This window comes from Roseobacter cerffii, assembly GCF_054226325.1.
In genome coordinates this window covers 994,556-1,015,740 of the sequence record NZ_CM135757.1, presented here as the reverse complement: position 1 = coordinate 1,015,740, position 21,185 = coordinate 994,556, and the positions used below count along the sequence as shown (strand labels likewise).

The 21,185-nt window shown below is 61.2% G+C and carries 17 protein-coding genes; 16 read left to right on the top strand and 1 reads right to left on the bottom strand.

Annotated elements, in window-relative coordinates:
- Window positions 1–60: 60 nt before the first annotated feature.
- From ACVC7O_RS04965 to ACVC7O_RS04905, 13 genes are all read left to right on the top strand, one after another.
- Entirely contained in the window at window positions 61–1,365 is a 1,305-nt protein-coding gene (locus ACVC7O_RS04965; RefSeq protein ID WP_458324981.1) for an NADH:flavin oxidoreductase/NADH oxidase, read from the top strand.
- A 185-nt stretch (window positions 1,366–1,550) separates the two neighbouring features.
- Window positions 1,551–1,763: a hypothetical protein gene (locus ACVC7O_RS04960; RefSeq protein ID WP_458324980.1), complete on the top strand. Its 213-nt coding sequence runs from the start codon at window positions 1,551–1,553 to the stop codon at window positions 1,761–1,763.
- A gap of 76 nt (window positions 1,764–1,839) precedes the next feature.
- A complete protein-coding gene (locus ACVC7O_RS04955; protein WP_458324979.1) occupies window positions 1,840–2,841 on the top strand; it encodes a 2-hydroxyacid dehydrogenase in 1,002 nt (333 codons plus the stop codon).
- Window positions 2,842–2,844: 3 nt separating this feature from the next.
- A complete protein-coding gene (locus ACVC7O_RS04950) occupies window positions 2,845–4,326 on the top strand; it encodes an L-lactate permease (protein WP_458324978.1) in 1,482 nt (493 codons plus the stop codon).
- Between the two features lie 245 nt (window positions 4,327–4,571).
- Window positions 4,572–5,516, top strand: coding sequence for a Bug family tripartite tricarboxylate transporter substrate binding protein (locus tag ACVC7O_RS04945; protein ID WP_458324977.1), 945 nt, complete (start codon window positions 4,572–4,574; stop codon window positions 5,514–5,516).
- Between the two features lie 73 nt (window positions 5,517–5,589).
- A complete protein-coding gene (locus ACVC7O_RS04940) occupies window positions 5,590–6,030 on the top strand; it encodes a tripartite tricarboxylate transporter TctB family protein (protein ID WP_458324976.1) in 441 nt (146 codons plus the stop codon).
- 6 nt (window positions 6,031–6,036) lie between these two features.
- A complete protein-coding gene (locus ACVC7O_RS04935) occupies window positions 6,037–7,533 on the top strand; it encodes a tripartite tricarboxylate transporter permease (protein ID WP_458324975.1) in 1,497 nt (498 codons plus the stop codon).
- A 3-nt stretch (window positions 7,534–7,536) separates the two neighbouring features.
- A complete protein-coding gene (locus tag ACVC7O_RS04930) occupies window positions 7,537–8,712 on the top strand; it encodes an L-rhamnonate dehydratase (protein WP_458324974.1) in 1,176 nt (391 codons plus the stop codon).
- The gene (locus ACVC7O_RS04925; RefSeq protein ID WP_458324973.1) at window positions 8,709–9,620 is read left to right on the top strand and encodes a dihydrodipicolinate synthase family protein; all 912 of its coding nucleotides are present in this window, start codon (window positions 8,709–8,711) and stop codon (window positions 9,618–9,620) included. The genes ACVC7O_RS04930 and ACVC7O_RS04925 overlap by 4 nt, the downstream gene beginning before the upstream one ends.
- A 1-nt stretch (window position 9,621) precedes the next feature.
- Window positions 9,622–10,335 (top strand): GntR family transcriptional regulator, encoded by a 714-nt coding sequence (locus ACVC7O_RS04920; protein ID WP_458324972.1) that lies wholly within the window; start codon window positions 9,622–9,624, stop codon window positions 10,333–10,335.
- Window positions 10,335–11,339, top strand: a complete 1,005-nt coding sequence (locus ACVC7O_RS04915) for a 4-hydroxythreonine-4-phosphate dehydrogenase PdxA (RefSeq protein ID WP_458324971.1) — start codon at window positions 10,335–10,337, stop codon at window positions 11,337–11,339. The genes ACVC7O_RS04920 and ACVC7O_RS04915 overlap by 1 nt, the downstream gene beginning before the upstream one ends.
- Window positions 11,336–12,205, top strand: a complete 870-nt coding sequence (locus ACVC7O_RS04910) for an NAD(P)-dependent oxidoreductase (protein ID WP_458324970.1) — start codon at window positions 11,336–11,338, stop codon at window positions 12,203–12,205. Before ACVC7O_RS04915 ends, ACVC7O_RS04910 begins: the two co-directional genes overlap by 4 nt.
- A 55-nt stretch (window positions 12,206–12,260) precedes the next feature.
- Window positions 12,261–13,766 (top strand): aldehyde dehydrogenase (NADP(+)), encoded by a 1,506-nt coding sequence (locus tag ACVC7O_RS04905; RefSeq protein ID WP_458324969.1) that lies wholly within the window; start codon window positions 12,261–12,263, stop codon window positions 13,764–13,766.
- A 512-nt stretch (window positions 13,767–14,278) separates the two neighbouring features.
- Here the strand turns inward: ACVC7O_RS04905 and ACVC7O_RS04900 are convergent.
- The gene (locus ACVC7O_RS04900) at window positions 14,279–14,824 is read right to left on the bottom strand and encodes an AAA family ATPase (protein ID WP_458324968.1); all 546 of its coding nucleotides are present in this window, start codon (window positions 14,822–14,824) and stop codon (window positions 14,279–14,281) included.
- Between the two features lie 200 nt (window positions 14,825–15,024).
- Here ACVC7O_RS04900 and ACVC7O_RS04895 point away from each other — a divergent pair, with 200 nt between their 5' ends.
- The 3 genes from ACVC7O_RS04895 to ACVC7O_RS04885 all read left to right on the top strand — a co-directional run bounded on the left by ACVC7O_RS04895 (window position 15,025) and on the right by ACVC7O_RS04885 (window position 20,875).
- Window positions 15,025–15,840, top strand: coding sequence for an AraC family transcriptional regulator (locus ACVC7O_RS04895; protein WP_458324967.1), 816 nt, complete (start codon window positions 15,025–15,027; stop codon window positions 15,838–15,840).
- A gap of 97 nt (window positions 15,841–15,937) precedes the next feature.
- Window positions 15,938–17,116, top strand: coding sequence for an amidohydrolase (locus ACVC7O_RS04890; protein WP_458324966.1), 1,179 nt, complete (start codon window positions 15,938–15,940; stop codon window positions 17,114–17,116).
- Window positions 17,117–17,650: 534 nt separating this feature from the next.
- A complete protein-coding gene (locus tag ACVC7O_RS04885; RefSeq protein WP_458324965.1) occupies window positions 17,651–20,875 on the top strand; it encodes a CARDB domain-containing protein in 3,225 nt (1,074 codons plus the stop codon).
- Window positions 20,876–21,185 lie beyond the last annotated feature (310 nt).

Sequence of the window (21,185 nt, the reverse complement as noted above, 5' to 3'; positions counted from 1 at the left end):
CACCATTTAGTATTTGGGCTGGCGGCTTGTTCGATGGTTGGCCCAGCGAAGTAGGCCACTATGACAGGGGTCGAATGCCCACTGATAACGCGAATGGCTCGGCTACTCGCCCGCGGTCGCTTTACACGAGTGGATCTGACGTCCACACATTCAAGCCAGCGAGCCTGTCATTGCAGCCCAAGCTGTCTATCTTCAAGCCACGCGTACCATTGGGGATTGCCGCCAACCATGCCATCACTGTTTTCACCGTTTTCTCTGCGAGGGCTCACTTTCAAGAACCGCATCGCCGTGTCTCCAATGAGTCAATATCGCGCAAAAGAGGGCCATGCGAATGATTGGCACCTTGTGCATCTGGGCCGTTTCGCCTTGGGGGGTGCGGGCTTGGTCTTTGCCGAAGCGACGGCTGTTGAAGACCGCGGCAAACGCACTCCGGGGGATTTGGGGCTGTGGGACGACAGCCAGATCTTACCCCTCAAGCGCATAACTGATTTCATTCATAGCGAAGGGGCCATCGCCGGTGTGCAGCTCAGCCATGCCGGAAGAAAGGCATCGGAGCGACGGCCATGGCATGGCGAAACACCCATTGATGCGACGGACGAAGCAGATCGCGGTGAGACAGCATGGCCCGCCATTGCACCCTCCGCGATCCCCTATGCAGACGGCTGGCCGATCCCTCGGAAGATGTCATCTGCAGACATCGACGACGTAATCCAGTCCTTTGGGCAGGCGACGCGGCGCGCGTATGAGGCCGGGTTCAAGATGATCGAGATCTACGCAGCACATGGGTTTCTGGTGCACCAGTTCCTGTCACCCATAGCCAATGCAAGGACAGACAAGTGGGGCGGGTCTTTAGAGAACAGGGCCCGATTTGCAGTTGAAGTGGCTCGGATCGTTCGCGCCAACTGGCCAGAGGATTATCCCCTGGCGTTCCGCCTCTCCGGAACCGACTGGATTGAGGGGGGGCTAGAGATCGAAGATGTCGTGATCATTGCAAAGCGCCTCAAAGAGGTCGGAGTAGATTTGATCGACTGCTCCTCGGGCGGGATTGGCGGTAAGGACCGGCCACAGCGCATGAAGATCGAACAGGGCTTCCAGGTGCCATTCGCCGAAGCCATTCGGACCGGAGCTGATATGCCGACCATGGCGGTCGGTTTCCTGTGGGATGCCGCGCTGTGCGATGCCGTGATCAGGAACGGGCAATCTGATATGATTGCCATTGCTCGGGAGCTGTTGGACGATCCCAACTGGCCGCATCGCGCCTTGCGGGACATCACTCAGTCCGCCGACTTCGATGCATGGCCGATCGAGGCCGGTTGGTGGCTCGAGAAGCGACAACGCCTGCTTGGGAAGCTTGGCCTCCGGTAAGATGACGGGCTGGGGGGTTCATCGCCCCCTCTTTCTCCGACGCAACGCGACAGCGGCTTTCATCTTGATTGAAAAGGCTGGTCACCCTCAGAGATGCGCGCGGCGGTGATGTTAAGACCGCCTCGCAGGTCGTTAGGTCAGATACTATTTGGCCAGTTACCGGCATTCGCGAGCCAGATATTGCCTTGAAGAAGAACGCCCACGGCTCGGTCGTCGTAACGAATGACCACGATATGAACTGCTGCGCCGGAGCCCAATATGGGTACACGGCGGCGCTGCCGGTTGACCACGATACTTGGTTGGCAAAAAGCGCGGTTGAGGTGGTCGTCAATGCCGTCGTCGCAAGCCTTCGAGATAATGTTGACGATTTTACTCCGGAATGCAATGTGCGGTTGTGATCTCGCGCTTGAGCCCACGTCCAAGGCCGCGAGACCAGATCAGGCGACATCAACCAAACCGGAGGCGCGGCCGAAAATGAAGATCGTCGTATTCAGCACGAAACCATTCGACCAAAGCTACATCACAGCAGCGAACCAAGGAGCCCACGAACTGACATTTCTGGACGTGCGCCTATCACTGGAGACGGCCTCCCTAGCGCATGGGTTCGATGTTGTCTGCGCCTTCGTGAATGATGACCTGAATGCGGAAACGATTTCGGAACTCGCGGGCGCGGGCATCCGAATGATTGCTCTGCGCTCTGCCGGGTTCAACCATGTTGATCTGGCCGCCGCAGCGGACGCTGGCATCACCGTCGCACGTGTCCCGGCCTATTCCCCGCATGCGGTGGCCGAACACACGATTGCTCTGATCCTGACGCTCAACCGCAAAATGCACCGGGCCTATAACCGTGTTCGGGAAGGGAATTTTGCCCTGGATGGGCTGCTTGGCTTCGATCTTCACGGCAAGACGATCGGTATTGTCGGCACCGGCAAGATCGGTGCGCTTGTGGCCCGGATTTTGAAAGGCTTTGGATGCGCCTTACTGGCATACGATCCGGTCGAGAATCCCACCTGCACTGCGCTCGGTGTGCACTACACCGACCTCGACGATTTGTTCCGGCAAAGCGATGTCATCACGTTGCAATGCCCGCTCATGCCGCAAACACATCATTTGATCGATGCGGATGCGATTGCGAAGATGAAGCCGGGCGTCATGCTGATCAACACGAGCCGCGGTGCGGTCGTGGACACCTCTGCCCTGATCGCCGGTCTCAAGGACGGGCAGATCGGCAGTGTCGGGCTCGATGTCTACGAAGAGGAAGCGGACCTCTTCTTCAACGACCTGTCCCAGACGTTCATTCCTGATGATGTCTTTGCCCGCCTGCTGACCTTTCCCAACGTCTTGATCACCGGCCACCAAGCGTTCTTTACACATGAAGCGGTAACCGCCATCGCAGAGACGACCATCGCCAATATCTCTGCTTTCGAGCGGGACGGCGCGCCGGTCCACCCGGTTCTGGCAACTGCAGGCGCCTGATCGGTGTCTGCGTTTTTGGCGGCCACGCCGCTTGCCGTGATCCTGATCGGAATGGGACTGCTGCGCCGTTCCGCGGTTGTTGCGGGATCCGCAGGGCTCGCTCTGGCGCTGCTTCTTGCACTCACCGTGTTTCTACCCAGTGCCGCGGAAGGGTCTGGGAGTATGCGCTTCGTGCGTGGCATCGCAGCAGAAGCTGCACATTCGACGATGACAATTCTTTGGATCATCCTGCCAGCGCTGGCGATCTTCGAATATCAGAGGCGGACCGGTGCAATTGCCCGCATTCGCGACACACTGGCGTCGCTGACCAAGGACCGACGACTTCAGGCGATCCTGATCGCGTGGTTTTTCGGATTGTTCATGGAAGGCGCAGCGGGCTTCGGAACGCCTGTCGCGCTTGCAGCGCCGCTCCTCGTCGGGCTCGGGTTTTCCCCGGTGAGGGCTGTTGTTCTGGCGCTGCTGGGCCATGCGGCGGGTGTGTCCTTCGGTGCTGTCGGCACGCCGGTTCTGGCCCAGGTCTCCGCTTCCGGTCTGAACGCGCAAGACATCGCGAGGAATACCGCCGCCCTGCATGCCATCTGCGGTCCGCTCCTTCTGTTGGCCATGGTGCGACTGGCCGCCGGAGCGACTTTGTCGCGGTATGATCTTGGCTGGACCGCGCTCGCCGCGCTGTGCTTTGTTGTCCCCTCGCTTGTGCTGGCATCGGTGATCGGGCCGGAACTGCCCACGCTTGGCGGCGCGCTGATCGGAGCGGTGACCTTTGTGTTGTGCCTGCCGCGCCGGTCTCCAAGGTCATTCGATCCGCGCCAAATCCTGTCAGACCTCGCCCCTTATCTGCTGATCGTTGTGTTGGTCTTGCTCACGCGACTGATTGAGCCGGTACAGGACAGTCTAAGCGCGCTGTCGCTCGAATGGGCCCTTGATGACATCTACACCGGCGCGTTCCAGCCCCTTTATCATCCGGGCACGGCGCTCTTCATCGGGCTCATTCTTGGCGCAATGGCATCGGGTGAGCAACGCGCGTTGCCTGCCGCACTCATCGCAGCGCTCCAGCGTTTGCTTCCGGTGGCACTCGCCCTGCTAATCATGCTGACGCTGTCACGGCTGATGGTTCACGCAGGCATGATCGGCGCCTTAGCCTCTGCGGCGTCGAGTGTTGGCCCCGCCTGGCCCCTCCTCGCACCGATTGTCGGCGTTCTGGGCACCTTCATCACGGGATCCGCAACGGCGTCAAACATCCTGTTCACTCAGCTTCAGGTCACAACGGCGGCGCAGCTTGCGTATTCCGCACCGCCGCTTGCCGCTGCGCAAGGCTTTGGCGCAGCCATCGGGAATATCGTCGCACCGCACAACATCATTGCAGGAGGCGCCACCGTCGGCCTGACAGGGCGGGAGGGCGAGATCCTGGCACGTACTTTGATACCCTGTGTTCTCTACGCTCTTCTTGGTGGCGTGATCACCTATCTCGGTCTGCACCTCCTCTGACTGTGCAAAGGGGCGCACCCTTGCGAAACTGCTGAGGCTTTCGCCGTCATTGACGCCTGATTGGTCCCATCATCTGGCCGGGCAGCGCGATGCTTGTCAGCGCGATCCCCTCACTAAGTAAACCGACTGTGGCAGGCAGAAATCCGTGACCGATATCCCAAACAGTATTTGGTATTCCAAAATACCAAATACCATGATACTTGATTCGCCAAGCGCGGGAGGCGCTGAGTGAAAGGGAGGACACTATGAAAAAGTTTTTGGCTCTTGCAGCAGCTGCTGCGGTGATCGGCGGGGATGTCGTCGCCGAGGAATACCCATCAAAAACCATCGAGGTTGTAACCCACGCCGGGAATGGCGGCGGCACCGACGTCACCACAAGGATGATGATGATCCGCGCGCGGCGCGAACTCGACACAGACATGGTCGTCGTGAACAAGCGCGGGGGCGGCGGCGCCTCGGCCATGGATTATTATCTGACGCAGGAGGCCGATGGTCACAGCATCCTGACCTTCACAATCGGTCACTCCGCAACGGTGGCGCTTGGCAAAACGGACATGACGCTGGACGACGTGCGGCCGATTGCACGCGGCACGGATGATCCCCAAATCCTGATGACACGCTGCGGCGTTTACGAGTCGGCCGAGGCCTTCGTGGCCGCGCAGAAGGACGAGCCGTTGACCTATGGCACCACGCATCTGGGTGGTATCGACGACGTCTCGGCCTTCATGTTTGCCCGCCGCGGTGAGCTGGCCACACCGAAAATCGTGCCGTTTGAAGGCGGTGGCGAACTCGCGACACAGCTTGTCGCCGGTGCGGTCGACGTCGCGGTTCTGAACCTCGCCGAAGCTGGATCGCAGATTGATGCGGGGGACATCTGTCCCATCGTGGTGCTGGCACCAGAGCGCATGAGCGGCCTGCCCGATGTCTCCACGGCGCAGGAACTTGGCATTGATGCCAACTTCTCCACCGTGCGCGGCTTCGTGGTACACGCCGACACGCCCGATGACGTGGCCGCGAAGATCGAAGGGGCGCTGGTCAACGCAATGAACCACACCGTCTATCAGGGTTTCCTGACCTCGGTGGGCCTGGATGCGAGCTCCGTCGCCGGGTCGGAGGTCTGGGGCAACCAGCTGACCTCAATGCAGGCGGATATGGATGCCGCCCTGCGCGAACTGGGCTTCATCGAATAAGCCAAGCATTAAAACCGATTCGCAGATTTGGCTGCGGATCGGTCCCCACCCTCTTTCTTTGAGAGCAGATGCGATGACACGCTATGCGGTCCCCTGCGGCACGATTGCCTTTTGCCTGCTGGCCTACTGGTTCAGCACACAATTCGACCGGGTCCCGCCGATCCTGCTGCGCGGAATGCAGCCGTCGGATTTCCCCCAGATGGTCCTGCTGCTGATCATTGCCCTCTCCGTTCTGGTCATGATCTTCGACCGTCCCATCGAACACGATCCCATCGGGCTCAATGTCTGGACCAGCATTGGCCTCTTCGTCGTGTTTTCCGCGCTGGCGCAGATCGATCTCTTCCTCGGCCTCGGCGTTTTTGCGGGCGCGCTGGCCTGGCTCTGGGGCGAGCGACGCCTCTGGGGCATCGGGCTGGTCAGCATCCTCAGCCCCGGTCTCATCTTCCTGCTCTTTGACAGTGTGTTCAGGATCCGCTTCCCCCGCGGCCTCCTGACCAACCTCTGGTACGGGTAAAACCTCATGGAAGCGCTCTTTTCAGGTCTCACCGTCCTTCTGGAACCCGGGCTACTGGTGCTGCTCTTCGCGGCCACGCTGGGCGGTGTGATCATCGGCGCCCTGCCGGGGCTGAATGCGACAACCGGGGCCGCACTGCTGCTGCCCTTCACCATCACGATGGACCCGGTCCCGGCCATCGCGATCCTGACGACCATCTATTGCGCGGCGACCTTTGCCGGGGCGATCACGGCGATCCTGATCAACACGCCGGGCACCTCGGCCAGCGCCACGACCTGCCTTGACGGCTTTCCGCTGGCGCAGCGGGGCGAGGCGGGTCGCGCCCTGGGCATGGCCACCGTATCCTCGACCATCGGCGGGATCATCTCGGTGGTCTGCCTGATGATGGCGGCCCCCTTGATGGCGCGCATGGCTTACAACTTTGCCCCGCCGGAATACTTCGCGCTCACGGTCTTTGGCATCTCCATGCTGGCGACCATCGGGGACGGCACACCGCTCAAGAACATCATCGCCGGGGCGCTGGGCGTGCTGCTCGCCACCGTGGGCAAGGACCTTCTGACCACCGTCGAGCGCTTTACCTTCGGCTTTAACGAGCTGTCCGAGGGCATCGGTTTCGTGCCCGTGATGATCGGTATCTTTGGCATCTCCGAACTGCTGGTGCAGGCCGAGCGGCTGAACGTCGAACGCAAACAGGTCTTCATGAAGGCGATCAAGCTGCCCTCGCGCGCTGACTACCGCAAGGTCTGGAAGACCATCCTGCGCAGCTCCGGCATCGGCACCTTCATCGGCATCCTGCCCGCCGAAGGCGCCACGGTTGCGTCGATGATCGGCTACAACGAGGCACGGCGCTGGTCGAAAACGCCGGAAGAATTCGGCAAAGGCTCGGTCGAGGGCATTGCCGGCTCCGAAGCGGCCAACAACTCCGCCACCGGCGGCGCGATGGTTCCCACCCTGGCGCTCGGCATCCCGGGTAGCCCGACGGCAGCCGTCATCCTCGCGGGTCTCATGGTGCATGGGCTCCAGCCCGGGCCTACGATGTTCACCGAACAGGCCGAGTTCGCCTATGCGATCTTCTGGGCGATGCTGCTGGTGAATGTGATGTTCATCTTCGTGGGCCTCTTTGGTGCCAAACTCTTTGCCCGGGTGACCTTCGTACCGGTGCAGATCCTCTGGCCCATTGTCTTCACCTTCTCGATTGTCGGCGCCTACGCGCTCGATCAGTCGATGCTTGATGTCTACATCGCCCTGGCTTCCGGCGTGATCGGCTACTTCATGCGCCGCTTCGGCTATTCGGTGGTGCCGCTGGCGATCGGGCTCATCCTCGGCGGGATGCTCGAGAAGAGGCTCGGCCAGTCCCTGATCATGCTCGACGATCAGTGGTGGCTGATGTTCACCCGCCCGCTCACGCTGTTGTTCTTTATGCTGACCATCCTCGCCTTGTTCGGACCGTTCGTCTTACGTCTGTTCAAACAACGCGATCCGCTGACTTCGACCGGAGAGTAAATCATGACCAGGATCAAATCTGTCCGCACACGCGTCTGGAACTGGACAGGGCCCACCGTCCCGCCTCAGGGCAACTTCTGCACAAATGCGTCGGATGCACTGGGCATGGCGGGCGATGCGATGGCCTCCTTCCGGTTTCACCAGTGGCTCACCTGCGAGGTCGAGGCCGAGGATGGCACCATCGGGATCGGCAACGCCGCCCTCGCCCCATCGGTGGTGAAACAGGCCATTGACGACTGGTACGCCCCGCTGGTGGTGGGCGAGGACCCGTTCGACTACGCCTACATCTGGGAAAAGATGTACCGCCGCACCCATGCCTGGGGTCGCAAGGGCATCGGCATGACAGCCATCTCCGCCATCGACATCGCAATCTGGGACCTGATGGGCAAGCTGGTCGGCAAGCCGGTCTTCAAGCTGCTGGGCGGGCGCACCAAGGAGAAAATCCCGGTCTATTACTCCAAGCTCTATGCCGACAGCGTCGAGGCGATGCAGCGTGAGGCGGAAGAGGCGCAAAAGAACGGCTATCAGGCCTATAAGTCGCGCTTCGGCTTTGGCCCGCGGGACGGCATGGCGGGCATGCGCGAGAACCTCAAACGGGTCGAGGCGCTGCGCGAAGTGCTGGGCTATGATGTGGATCTCATGCTCGAATGCTACATGGGCTGGAACCTCGATTACGCCAAGCGCATGCTGCCGAAGCTGGCCAAATACGAGCCGCGCTGGCTGGAGGAGCCTGTCATCGCCGATGATGTGGCGGGCTATGCGGAGCTGAACGCCATGGGGATCGTGCCCATTTCAGGCGGCGAGCATGAGTTCAGCGTCATCGGCTGTGCCGAGTTGATCAACCGCAAAGCCGTTAGCGTGCTGCAATATGACACCAACCGGGTGGGCGGCATCACCGCGGCGCAGAAGATCAACGCCATTGCCGAGGCCGCGCAGATCCCCGTGATCCCGCATGCGGGCCAGATGCACAATTATCATCTGACCATGGCCAACACGAATTGCCCGATCAGCGAGTATTTTCCGGTCTTCGATGTCGAGGTCGGGAACGAGTTGTTCTATTACATCTTTGAAGGCGATGCCGAAGCCGTGGACGGGTATCTGCAACTGGATGACGACACCCCCGGTCTGGGCATCACCATCAGCGACACGCAACTGAAGTATTTCGAGATCACAGAATGACCCAATACACCGGCATTTGGCCCGTCGCCCCCACCCCGTTTCACGAGGATGGAACGCTCGATCTCTATGGCATGAAGCGGGTGCTTGACTGCCTGATCGATCAGGGTGCAGACGGCATTTGCGTGCTGGCGAATTTCTCCGAACAGTTCCTGATCTCGGACGCCGAGCGCGAAACCCTCGCGCGCCTCAGTGTCGAGCATATCGCGGGGCGCGTGCCGGTGATCGTGACGATCAGCCACTATGCCACTCAGATCGCGGTCGAGCGCGCGCGCTTTGCCAAGGATCTGGGTGCGGACATCGTGATGATGATGCCGCCCTATCACGGCGCCCTGCTGAAAGGCACGCCCGAGCAGAGCTTTGAACAATTCGCCGCCGTGGGTGAGGTGGGTATTCCGATCATGGTGCAGGACGCGCCGCTTTCCGGTGTTGATCTGCCCGTGCCGCTGTTGGTGCGCATGGCGCAGGAGATTGAGGCCGTGAAGCTCTTCAAGATCGAATGCCCGCGGGCGGCGAACAAGATCCGCGCCTTGATCTCCGAAGGTGGCGACGCCATCGAGGCGCCGTTTGACGGGGAAGAGGCGATCACCCTTCTGGCCGATCTCGACGCTGGCGCCACGGGGTCGATGACCAGCGGCACGATCGTCGATCAGATCAAACCGGTCATCACCAAGCACCTTGGCGGCGATGTGGGTGGAGCCACCGACGCCTATGGGCGCGTGGCGATGGCCATCAACCACGAGAACCGGCAATGCGGCTGGCAATCCTGCAAGGCGGCGATGGTCGAAGGCGGCGTGATCGCATCGGAATTTTGCCGCCACCCGATTCCACCCCTGCACCCGGCGATCCGCACACGGATGATCGACCTGCTGCGCCCGCTCGATCCTCTGGTGCTGAGATGGGGCAAATGAGATGAGTGATGCCGCCTGGACAAATGAGCTGCGGAATTTCGCGGAACTCAAGCCACGCAAATCGCTGGCCTCCGAGGCGGCGGACAACCTGCGCGAGTTCATCATGCTGGGCAAACTGGCCCCCGGCATGCCGGTGCGCGAGCGTGATCTGGCCGAAGCCTTCGGCATCAGCCGCACCCCCTTGAAAGAGGCCCTGCGCATCCTCGAAGGCGAGGGCCTGATCGAATACGGCCCGACCCGCCGTCCGTATGTCGCCGACCCGTCGCTGGACCAGATCAACGACTGGTTGCGCGTGCAGGGCGCGCTTGAAGCCCTCGCCGGAGAGCTCGCCTGCGAGGTGGCCAGTGACCAGCAACTGGCTGAGATCGAGACCCTTAATGCCTCGATCAAGGAGGCGCGCGACACAGACGGCCAGCTCGAAGCCTTTCGCCGCGACATGACCTTTCACGAGGCCATCGTCGCAGCCTCGGGCAACCGGGCGCTGGCCGAAACCCACGCCACCTACAACGCGCGGCTCTGGCGGGTGCGCTTCCTGTCGTCGCAACGCATCCCGAGCCGCGACGGCACCCGCCGCGAGCACCTCGAGATTGTCGATGCGCTGAAGTCCCGCGACGCGAAAGCGGCCAGACGCGCCCTGAAACAACATCTCCGCACCGCTGAGACCAACATCGCAGCGGCCATGGCAGAGGCCGAAACCACAAAGGAAAACCAGTAATGCGTCCCAGATTAGCCATCGTGCCCGGTGATCCGTCCGGGATCGGTCCGGAACTGATCGCCCGGCTCCTGGCCGAAGACGGCGTGCGCGCGGCGGCGGATATCCTGCTTGTAGGCGATGCGCACCTCTGGCGCCGCGGCGCCGATCAGGCTGGACTTGAGGTTGCCCTCAACACCATTGCCGAGACGGATGTGCCAGGTTTCACGGGGCTTGCACACCTCGATCTGGAGACCATCGCGCCCGGTGCGGTGCGCATTGCCAAAGTGACGGTCGCGGGTGGCACAACCTCATTGCGCTGTCTGGATAAAGCGCTCGATCTGGCCCAGGCGGGGCATGTAGACGGCGTGCTCTTTGCCCCCTTCAACAAGGCGGCGATGACCTCCGCAGGGCTCAATGCCGAGGACGAACACCGCTATATGGCGCGCTATCTGGGCTTCACCGGCTATCACTCGGAAATCAACGTGCTGGACGAGCTGATGACCACCCGGGTCACCAGCCACATCGGGCTCAAGGATGTCGCCGCCAACATCGACGGCCCCGGCATCGAACGCGCGATTGAGCTGGCACATGCGACACTGGCCCGCTCCGGCAAGGCCTGTCCACATGTGGCGGTGGCTGCGCTCAACCCGCACGCGGGCGACAACGGCAAGTTCGGCCGCGAGGAGATCGACATCATCGAACCCGTCGTGAAGGCCTTCCAAGACCGGCAGATGAACGTGACCGGCCCCTGGCCGTCTGACACGGTCTTTCTGAAGGCCAAGCGGGGCGAGGTCGATGCGGTGGTGACCATGTATCACGACCAGGGGCAGATCGCGATCAAGCTGATGGGCTTTGAACGCGGCGTGACCGTTGCGGGCGGCCTGCCGATCCCGGTGGCCACACCCGCCCATGGCACCGCCTTCGACATTGCAGGCAAGGGCATCGCCAACGTCGGCGCCACCCGACAGGCCTTCGATCTCCTGGTGCGCATGGCGCGGACGGCCAAGGGTGAGGCCCCGGCATGAGTAAACCCTCCATCGGCTTCATCGGCGCGGGGCTCATGGGCGCGGGCATGGCCAGCCGCCTGCTCTCCGCCGGTCACCTGCTCAGCCTGATCGCCCACAGAAACCGCGCACCCATCGCGCCCCTGCTGGCCCGGGGCGCCGTCGAAGCGCCGGATGCGCTGACCTTGCTGAAGAGCAGCAACGTGCTCTTCACCTGCCTGCCCAATGCCGAGGTTGTCGCTGCACTTGCAGAGGATCTGGTGCCGCATATGCGCGCCGGTCAGATCTGGATCGACACCACCACCTCGCGACCCGGCACCAGCGAAGACCTTGCCCGACGCCTTGCGGAGCGTGGTGCGATCTTTGCTGACGCGCCAGTCACTGGCGGGCCGGAGCAGTCACAAAAGGGTACGCTCGCGTCGCTGGTCGGTTGCGCCGAAGCCCACTATCCCGCCATCGAGGCTTTGTGCGGGACTTATTCTGTTACCGTCCGGCGGTTTGGTGAGGTGGGTCGCGGTCATGCCGCCAAGCTGCTCAACAACCTGGTCACTCAGGGCACCACCGTGCTGCTGGCCGATGCCTTCCAATGCGCCGATCTGATCGGCGTCGACGCCCAGGCGCTCTATGATGTGATGATGGCCGGGGCTGCACGCTCCGGCACCCTGCAAAAGGCGGTCGGCCCGACGCTTAAGGGCAACTACAACGGCGCCCAATTCACCATCGCCAATGCCGAGAAGGACCTGCGTTATGCCCGAGACTTCATCGCGCAAACGGCTCCCGCGCGCCTGCCCCTCGCCACCGTTCTGGCCGAGCGGCTGGACGATCTCGTCGCGCAAGGCCGTGGGCCCGATTTCGTCAGCACCATGCTTGACCCGACCAAACGCTGACATTCGCCGGGCAGACGCTGCTATCCCCTCCCACACTAACAGACGGATATGATCGATGAGCTTCACACCACATGGCAAACATCTGATTGCTGGCGCATGGGTCGAGACCGACCAGACCTTCCAATCTGATCCAGCTCATGGTCCGGCCCATACGTTCTGCATCGGAACAGCTGATCTGGTGGATCAGGCTTGTGAGGCCGCAGAGCAGGCCTTCTGGTCCTTCGGATACAGCAGCCGCACGGACCGCGCCGCCCTGCTCAACAGCATCGCCGATGAGATCGAGACCCGCGCGGATGCGATCACTGAGATCGGTGCGCAGGAAACCGGCCTGCCCGAGGCGCGTCTTCAGGGAGAGCGCGGGCGCACGACGGGACAGCTGCGCCTCTTTGCCAAGCACATTTTGAAAGGGGACTACCTCGATCAGCGTCACGATCCCGCGCTGCCCGAACGGGCGCCGTTGCCGCGGCCGGATCTGAAGATGATCCAGCGGCCCATCGGTCCGGTGGCCGTCTTCGGCGCCTCGAACTTTCCGCTGGCCTTTTCGACCGGAGGCGGCGACACGGCAGCGGCGCTGGCAGCCGGCTGCCCTGTCGTGGTCAAAGGCCACGCCGCCCATCCCGGAACCGGCGAGATGGTGGCCGACGCCATCCATGCCGCCACCCAGAAGACAGGCACGCACCCCGGCGTGTTCAGCTTCATCCAGGACAACGCGCATGAGGTTGGCACCGCGCTGGTCCAGCACCCGTTCATCCGCGCGGTGGGCTTCACCGGCTCACTGGCAGGTGGGCGCGCGCTTTTTGATCTCTGCGCGGCACGTCCTGATCCCATCCCCTTCTTCGGAGAGTTGGGCTCGGTCAACCCGATGTTCCTACTACCTGGTGCGGTCACGACGCGTGGCGCAGACATCGGCGTAGGCTGGGCCGGATCGCTCACCATGGGGGCCGGGCAATTCTGCACAAATCCTGGTATCGCGGTGGTCCTGCCCGTCGCGGACGAGTTTGTCAGCGCTGCGGAGGCCGCTTTGCGCGAAGCCGCGGATCAGACCATGCTGACCGACGGCATTGCGGACGCCTATCGGCGGGGCGTCGCGCGCGTCGCGGCCAATCCTGCGGTGGCCCAGCATCTAGGTACCGCTTGCGCTGAACGCGTGGCAAAACCCCATCTCTACAGTGTGCCGGCCAAGGACTGGCTGGCCGATCACAGCCTGCAGGAGGAAGTCTTTGGCCCGCTTGGCATCGTCGTGGTAGCTGAGGACGCGCGCGAAATGGTTAAGGTTGCACAGGCACTGCAAGGTCAACTCACCTGCACAATCCATATGGATGACACGGATACCGAACAGGCACAGGCACTGATGCCGATCATCGAACGAAAAGCAGGCCGGGTGCTGGTCAACGGCTTTCCCACCGGCGTCGAAGTTGCCGACAGCATGGTGCACGGCGGCCCGTATCCGGCCTCTACCAACTTCGGCGCAACTTCTGTGGGAACCCTGTCCATCCGCCGTTTCCTTCGGCCCGTCTGCTATCAGAACGTGCCCGACGCGCTCCTGCCGCATGATTTCTGAGCTTTTGAACCGTCGGTCAGCGAGGCGTCGAAGGCGCAGGCTGACGCGAGCAAATATCCGTTCGTCGAACTGATATGCACTCTCGGGCTTCAGCCTTGAGAGGCAGCAGTGTGAGCTTTGTTCATTGAATATTAACCGATCCGCAACCGTCATCGCTCGTTGGCTACAAACCAGCCAGCTTCAGCCTCACGGAATAAGCCAACGCGCAACCTTATCTACATCGATCTCGGTGTTGCCGTGGTCGGGTGATTACAGCGCCCAGCGTCGTCGATTTACTGCCCTGCTATTGGCCATATTTGCGTAGGTTAGAGGTCTTTTGGAGATCTTCTGTCGCAGCCGATGTCCATTCTGATCAAACCCCACCGCGACAATTAACGAGGTGGCGAAAAAGCAGTATCGGGCCGACCGGTTCGATGACTTTTGCCAGCAGTTATCAGGCCGCCGAAATGCACCCAACGATATTGCCGCAAGATAATTGCATTCGGCCTGTCTAGCGAAGCAACAGCCTCGAGTTAACGGTGCGGAATACCCAAGCTGCCAATGACAAGCGCCTCATCCAGCCCTGACAAAAAGGCGCTTACGGCATTCGATGAGGTGAAGTGGTAAGTGGTCTTGCCGTCAGGCGCACTCTCATAGAGTGCCTGCATTTTCCGACGTCCCGTTTGGCGCGTCTGCCAGATCCAGATCCAGAACTCCAAGCTGAACTTTTCCGGGCATCCATCGGGAAGGTCTGGGCGTGTCCTGCCATAATGGCGCAGGGTGCGCCAGAACACGCGCCAGGCGCGCACGCCCAAGGGTAGGTCAAGCCAGATCAGAGTGTCGGCCCGATGCAATCGCTCCGGCCACGTGGCACTGTGACCGCCTTCGAATATCCATTGAGGGCTTGTGATGACATCGAGCGCCATTTGGGTCTTCTCCGCGCTGTCTCGTTCGGTCCAACCCGGTTTCCAGTGGATCTGGTCCATGTGGATGACTGGCAGAAAGGTCAGAGCACCCAAGCTCCGCGCAAGCGTTGACTTGCCCGACCCAGGTTGTCCAATAATCATCACGCGCTGCATGACTGTATGTTGGTGGGGAGAGACAGTATGTACAAGAGTTCGGATATGTTAAAATGAAAATGGGCGGTTACGGGCTACGCTGGCGCTTCTGGTCCGGAGGCTGACCCCATGTTGATGGGTTTCACGACGCTGTCAGCTATGACAGGCCGCGAAACCGGACATTGAGCCCCGAGCAGTTCTGGTTGCAGAGAGAGCAGACCATGCAGTCACGGCGAATAGACAAACGTTTTTGGACCAATTCGGCCCTTTCCAATCTGGAACTGTTCTCTGCCAGGTTCCAGACGCACAAGTACCGGAGACATAGCCATGTCGGTTATGTGGTCGGCGTCGTTGTCGATGGTGCCGAAGCGTTCTTCTGCCGAGGAAAGGTTCACGTCGCCGGACCTGGCGACATCATCTTGGTGAACCCGCAATCACAGCATGACGGCGAAGCCGCCTCGGAGCTCGGATGGGCCTATCGCGTCATCTATCCCCGTGAGGATCACTTTTTGAATGTGGCGCAACTGGCGCGTGCTCCGCGCTTCTGCCAGTCTGTCGTGCATGACCCCGACCTGGCCACCCGAATTGCTGATTTTCACAACGCGGCGGCGCCGTCTGCAAACCCGATCAACATACAGCTTGCCTGGGCAGAGATTCTCTTCGATCTGGTGGACCGCCACGCCGACCAGAAACCGTCTGAGTGCTATGACCGGCAGGACGCGCAGCGCATCCGGTTGATCGAGGAGATACTGCGCGCACATGCGGTGGAGGGTATCTCCCTTGAAGAGGTTGCAGAGCAGGTCGGGTGGTCCCAGTGGCATCTGGTGCGATCCTTCAAGCGCGCGAAAGGCACCTCGCCACATGCCTTAGTTCTCGATTGCCGCTTGCGGCATGCCAAAGGCCTCATAGACGCTGGTGAGCCGTTGGCGATGGCATCCGCCGCCGCTGGCTTCGTGGACCAAAGCCATCTGACGCGACAGTTCGTGCGGGCCTACGGTTTTACACCGGGCACCTATCAGGCGATGCGCGCGGCCTAGAGCAATTACGTACAAGACGGCTGTGAGAAGTCGTTTTACCTCTGCTGTGAACGAGTGCAGAGCGCGACGCCTGCCTCGTTAGCACAGGGGGTTTCAGATGAACACGAACGACTATTTGGACGCCGTTCTGCCGCATGTGACGGAGTGGCAGAGACACATTCACCGCAATCCGGAACTTGGTTTCGCAGAAACGAAAACCGCTGAATTCGTTGCAGAAAGGCTCAAGAGCTTTGGCCTGGAGGTGCACCGCGACGTGTCCGAGACGGCTGTCGTCGGAGTTCTGTCAGCCGGTGAAAGTGACCGTCGGATCATGTTCCGCGCCGAATTGGATGCGCTGCCCGTTCAGGAGGCAACGGGTTTGCCGCACAGCTCGGACGTCGATGGTGTGATGCATGCCTGTGGTCATGATGCCCATACGGCCATGCTTCTCGGCGCTGCGAAGCTGCTTGGTGAAAGCCCCAATTTCGACGGGACGATCTACTTTGTCTTCCAGCCCGCCGAAGAAGTACACGGCGGTGGGAAGAAGATGGTCGCCGACGGCCTGCTTGACCGCTTTCCAGCAGAACAGGTGTTCTCGCAACACAGTTGGCCCGGTGTCAAGGAGGGCGCTGTGATCGCAACCGAAGGACCGATCATGGCAGGTGTCGATGACTTCACGCTGACTTTCAAAGGTAAAGGCGCGCACGCGGCGATGCCCGAGCTTGGGGACGACCCCCTGGTTGCTGCGGCAGAGTTTGTAACCTCGGCGCAGCGGGTCGTAAGTCGCACGGTCGACCCTCGGTCTGCATTGGTCCTTTCGTTCACGCAGCTTCACGGCGGGCGGATCAACAACATCGTCCCAGCCCAGATGGAGGTGCAAGGCACAGCGCGGTTTTTCGACCCCGCCTTGTCAGATCATGTCGAAGCGCAGATCACGCAGATCGCTGATGGCATCGCGCGCGCGAGCAGTGTCGAAGTCGAACTGGACTATCGCAAGGGGTATCCGGCTGTCGTCAATTCGGCTGAAGGGACGGACATTGTGAAACGAGCAGCCCACAGCTTTCTGCCGACGGAATTGGTGATCACTGGTGAGCCGCCGTCACTCGGCTGCGAGGATTTCTCCTATCTTCTGAACGCGGTTGGGAATGGGGCGTACATCTGGCTTGGGGCGGGAGACGTGGGCCCGAGAGGCGGGCTCCACGGCGATCAGTTCGTCTTCAACGAAAAGCTCTTCCCCGTCGGCGTCCGAATGTGGCTCGCATTGGCCGAGGTGGCCCTGCCCCGGCGGCCAGCGTAAACCACACACCGATACAGATGGATTGCAGCTCCGAAATTCCAAGCTTAGCAATTTGCAACTTATGGCGGAACTCGCTTCTACGGATCTGGTGCAATGATCGTTCGCGTTTGCGCAGGAACCCGCTCGTCGGCCCGGCGCCCCAACACGGCGCAAACGATCAAGCCATTTCAGATGTCGGGCACTCCGACGCGTACCGGCGATGGCCCGCTGCCGTTGTCCGGATAGCGGTTCAACGCATCGTGCACATGTCTATCAATGCAGGCGACAGGGCGGTCCTTCCGCATCTGTTTTAGGTACGGCTTCGGCACGATTCCGCCAACTGAATTGTCAGCAAAGCAGCGCCCCAGTCGACCAGCTCCAAGTGTGCGAAAAGCCATCAGATTTGCAGCAGATCCGGCCTCGGAATCTCCTCGTGGTTCCTCCTCGCTCGACCATCGGATCGGGTACCAAGATAGTTTGCCATCGAGTTTTTGGCCAATCTATGCTATCATTTTTGCATTTATAGCAATTTAAATCATATTTGGATTTTTTAAGATGTTGGATTTATTCGGCTTCGTGCGAGTCGTGGTCATTGCCTTTAGCGTGACCATAATACCCACCCTAGCAACCGCTCAATTTGATGTCGGCGGCGTCTTTGACTGCCCCCTCGGGGACTGCGACGCAAACACGTCCGATGAAGGAGGCGACCATCATGGGATCAGCCTTGAAGACCACCGCGCGGAGGCGCGCGCCTCGGGCAATGGCGCGTCGCAGCGCTCGGCCTTCGCGGAAGTCGGTGTGCGCTTTCGGCCTTGTTTCAGTGGGACCACAACGATCGCCATGAGCGATATCCACGTGATCGGGCGATTGCGCGGATTTGGTGGGGGCCCCGTGATCCGCGGCGAAGTCGATGTCCGCACGATCCTGCGTGACATCACGAACGACGTCGAACTCGCGAATGACGTCATCTTTGAACGCGAAGAACGTGGAACGGCAGGCACAACCGTCAATCGCAATATCGACAGAACACTCGAGCAGGCGATCACGGCGACCCTGACAGCAGGCGTCACCTATGACTTTGTGGTGCGTGTCAACGCCCGCAAGTTTGGCTTAAATGGGATGTCCGACTTCCAGCAGGGCGGGCGCGAGGTGACTTTCGACGAGGTCACGATCGTTCCGCTTCTGGATGACACCGACGGTGACGGACTGCCCGATCAATGGGAGATCTCCGGGATCGATCAGGATTGCGACGGCACGCCAGACCTCGACCTTCCGGCTATGGGTGCCGATCCGACGGCCAAGGACCTCTTTGTCGAGCTGGACTGGATGATCGGCCAAGCACCGACCCAAGCCGCGGTCGCCGCGGTCGTGCAGTCTTTCGCGCTGGCGCCTGCGAACGCGGGCGGTGTCAGCACACCCGGCGAAGGCATCAACCTGTGGGTCGATACGGGTGATCTCACAGATCCCACAGCCTCCGAAGACGGTGCGGGCGCCAACACCTGCGGTGACGGAATCGACAACGGCGGCGGCGACGGATCGGACCAATTCGATACAGACTGCCTTGTCGGCGCGCTCGCCTTCTCCACCCTACCAGGCGGAGGCGGCCTCGGAGAAGGCAATGCCTTCCCGGTGGGCGGCGTGCCGGATCTCTTCGTGGATTCCGACGACGATGGCGAGACCGACTTTGCCGAAGTGAAATTCGACCCCGCGCGCGGCAATTTCGACCCGATCCGCGCACAGGTCTTTCGCTATGGCATCAACGCGGTGGCGGGCGGGCCGCCGCCCAACATGGGCGGTCAGGCCCTCGGCAACGACATGCTGCTCTTTAATCAGAACGCCGGGCTCTTGATGCATGAGATCGGGCACACGCTCGATCTTGGCCATGGCGGCCCAAACGAAGACGAGCCCACGACCAATGACGTGAACTGTAAGCCCAATTATGTCAGCGTCATGAACTACCGCTTTCAAGGCGGGATCATGGTGGCGGGCGGCGTGCCGAACGGTCAGGACATCGATGGCGACGGCACCGGCGACGGGTTCATCCTCGACTTCTCACCGCCGCGGTTTGCCAACGGCCGCGGCTTTGCCCCGCTTGCGGATATTGACGAAACGGCTTGGGATGAAACCATCATCCAGGACGGCTCGGACCCCGCTAACTTCTCGGCCTGGACTCTGAACAATCAGGCGCTGACCACAGGACAGCTCAATGCGACGCCCGACTGGGATGGCGACGGAACGCCGGGCGCGCAACAGGCTCCGCCTGCGATCGACTTCAACAATGCGTTCTGGAACCCCGCCGCCAGCGAAGGAGGGGCTGGCAACAACACCTGCGGCGATATGATCGACAACGATGGAAATGGCGCCATTGACGCCGCCGATGCCAGCTGCATCGGGAACACCCGCTGCGGCAACGCGTCAAATGCGGGTGTCCAGCAGTACTCCGGCGCCGATGACTGGAGCAGTATCGTGCTTGACCCGAACCGCCATGCTCTGACGGCCGAGGGCGACATTCCGGGCTGGAACGAAGAGCCCTCTGCGCAGAGCATCGACTTTGTGGTGGCGAGCATGCAGACGACCGATCTCGCGGTGGTGACGAAGACGGCAAACCCCGATCCAGTCGTGGCCGGCCAGCCTGTTGACTTTACGATCACCGTGGAGAACCGGGGCGGAAATGCCACGACAAATGTGCAGGTCACGGATGTTCTGGATGATCGGTTGCACTTTGTCGGCGGCTCGCCCGATTGTACCGCCAACGGCCAAGAGGTGACATGCTCCCTTGGTGGTCTTGCACCAGGTGAGACGCGGGATGCTGTGATCAATGCCCGGGTCAGCGTCGATGTGGTCTGCGTGCCCGAAGCGCAGTTCGCGACGCTGACGAATGTCGCCGAAGTTGTGAATGCAGGCAGCTATGACACCGATCCGTCGAACAACACCGGGCGCGCAACGGTCGAGGTGCTTTGCGCCCGGTTCGAGTATGCCGCAAAGTACATCTGCGGTGGGCACGACGCCCCGGAGGACCCGCGGCTCGTTCCGGGTGACTTCCGGACAACCGTCAACGTCCACAACCCCAATGACGAGCGGGTGACCTTCTTCAAGAAGATCGCGCTAAGCTTCCCACCAGAACGACAAGTGGCCGGGAAGGTCGTGCCCATCGGGCTGGATGAGCTGGACTACGACGAGGCCCTGAAGGCCGATTGCTCCGAAGCGCGCGATCTAATCGGACAGGCGGGCTATGTCGAAGGCTATCTGATCGTTCAATCGCCGCTCAGCCTGGATGTGGATGCCGTCTATACGACGCAGGTGACGCAGAAGGAGGGCGGCATTTCAACCAGCATCGACGTGGAGGAGATCTCAGAACGCGAGCGCAAGGAAGGTCCACGCCCGGATCTCGTGGTCTTGCCCGCCAACCCGGAACCACCGATTGATCCGCAGTTTGATATTCAACTGCCCGAAGGTGTGCCCAATGCGCTTTATTGCGGCGACAACGGACCAAGCGGAGGTCCCGCACGGACGGTCGAGGCTGTCGTTCGCAACATCGGTATGGGCGACGCGGGACCTTCGACGCTACGGATCTCGTTCGCCGGAAGCGCGACCGTCGACACGGTCATTCCTGCCCTGCCCGCTGGCAGCGATATGGATGTGTCGGTCAACATACCGCGTGATTGCTACGGAACCTCATCCTGTGCGTTCGAACTCGCCGCCGATCATGGCGACATGTTGATCGAGCAGGACGAGAGCAACAATGGCGATGAAAGCCTTTGCCTGTCGCCAGCTGGGTGAGGCCACCATGGGTTCGGCCCTCTCCAGGCCGGACCCACTTCCAGCGCCCCCTTTTGCTACCGGTCGCGGTGCGTCCAAAACAGACCTGGCTGCCGCCGAGAGCCGCTTTGGCTCTACTCAAGCCGCTCAGTGAAGCGCCAGATCACGGGGAACCGGCCGCAGTTCCAAAGGCTTCAAAACACTGGTGCAAGGCAAGTCCGCGCAGGCCAATGCCGCAGCTGTCAAACGCAGGTTCGTTTGCGCACAGGTAGCTGTCGAGGTGCGAACGCTGAGCTGTGCAAGAACAGCGGGAGTCCGAAAGCGATGTTTC

Coding starts and splice junctions, on each gene's coding strand:
- ACVC7O_RS04930 (WP_458324974.1), top strand. CDS start 7,537: ATGACCAGGATCAAATCTGTCCGCACACGCGTCTGGAACTGGACAGGG.
- ACVC7O_RS04945 (WP_458324977.1), top strand. CDS start 4,572: ATGAAAAAGTTTTTGGCTCTTGCAGCAGCTGCTGCGGTGATCGGCGGG.
- ACVC7O_RS04915 (WP_458324971.1), top strand. CDS start 10,335: ATGCGTCCCAGATTAGCCATCGTGCCCGGTGATCCGTCCGGGATCGGT.
- ACVC7O_RS04965 (WP_458324981.1), top strand. CDS start 61: ATGACAGGGGTCGAATGCCCACTGATAACGCGAATGGCTCGGCTACTC.
- ACVC7O_RS04935 (WP_458324975.1), top strand. CDS start 6,037: ATGGAAGCGCTCTTTTCAGGTCTCACCGTCCTTCTGGAACCCGGGCTA.
- ACVC7O_RS04885 (WP_458324965.1), top strand. CDS start 17,651: ATGTTGGATTTATTCGGCTTCGTGCGAGTCGTGGTCATTGCCTTTAGC.
- ACVC7O_RS04895 (WP_458324967.1), top strand. CDS start 15,025: ATGCAGTCACGGCGAATAGACAAACGTTTTTGGACCAATTCGGCCCTT.
- ACVC7O_RS04940 (WP_458324976.1), top strand. CDS start 5,590: ATGACACGCTATGCGGTCCCCTGCGGCACGATTGCCTTTTGCCTGCTG.
- ACVC7O_RS04900 (WP_458324968.1), bottom strand. CDS start 14,824: ATGCAGCGCGTGATGATTATTGGACAACCTGGGTCGGGCAAGTCAACG.
- ACVC7O_RS04955 (WP_458324979.1), top strand. CDS start 1,840: ATGAAGATCGTCGTATTCAGCACGAAACCATTCGACCAAAGCTACATC.
- ACVC7O_RS04905 (WP_458324969.1), top strand. CDS start 12,261: ATGAGCTTCACACCACATGGCAAACATCTGATTGCTGGCGCATGGGTC.
- ACVC7O_RS04890 (WP_458324966.1), top strand. CDS start 15,938: ATGAACACGAACGACTATTTGGACGCCGTTCTGCCGCATGTGACGGAG.
- ACVC7O_RS04925 (WP_458324973.1), top strand. CDS start 8,709: ATGACCCAATACACCGGCATTTGGCCCGTCGCCCCCACCCCGTTTCAC.
- ACVC7O_RS04910 (WP_458324970.1), top strand. CDS start 11,336: ATGAGTAAACCCTCCATCGGCTTCATCGGCGCGGGGCTCATGGGCGCG.
- ACVC7O_RS04920 (WP_458324972.1), top strand. CDS start 9,622: ATGAGTGATGCCGCCTGGACAAATGAGCTGCGGAATTTCGCGGAACTC.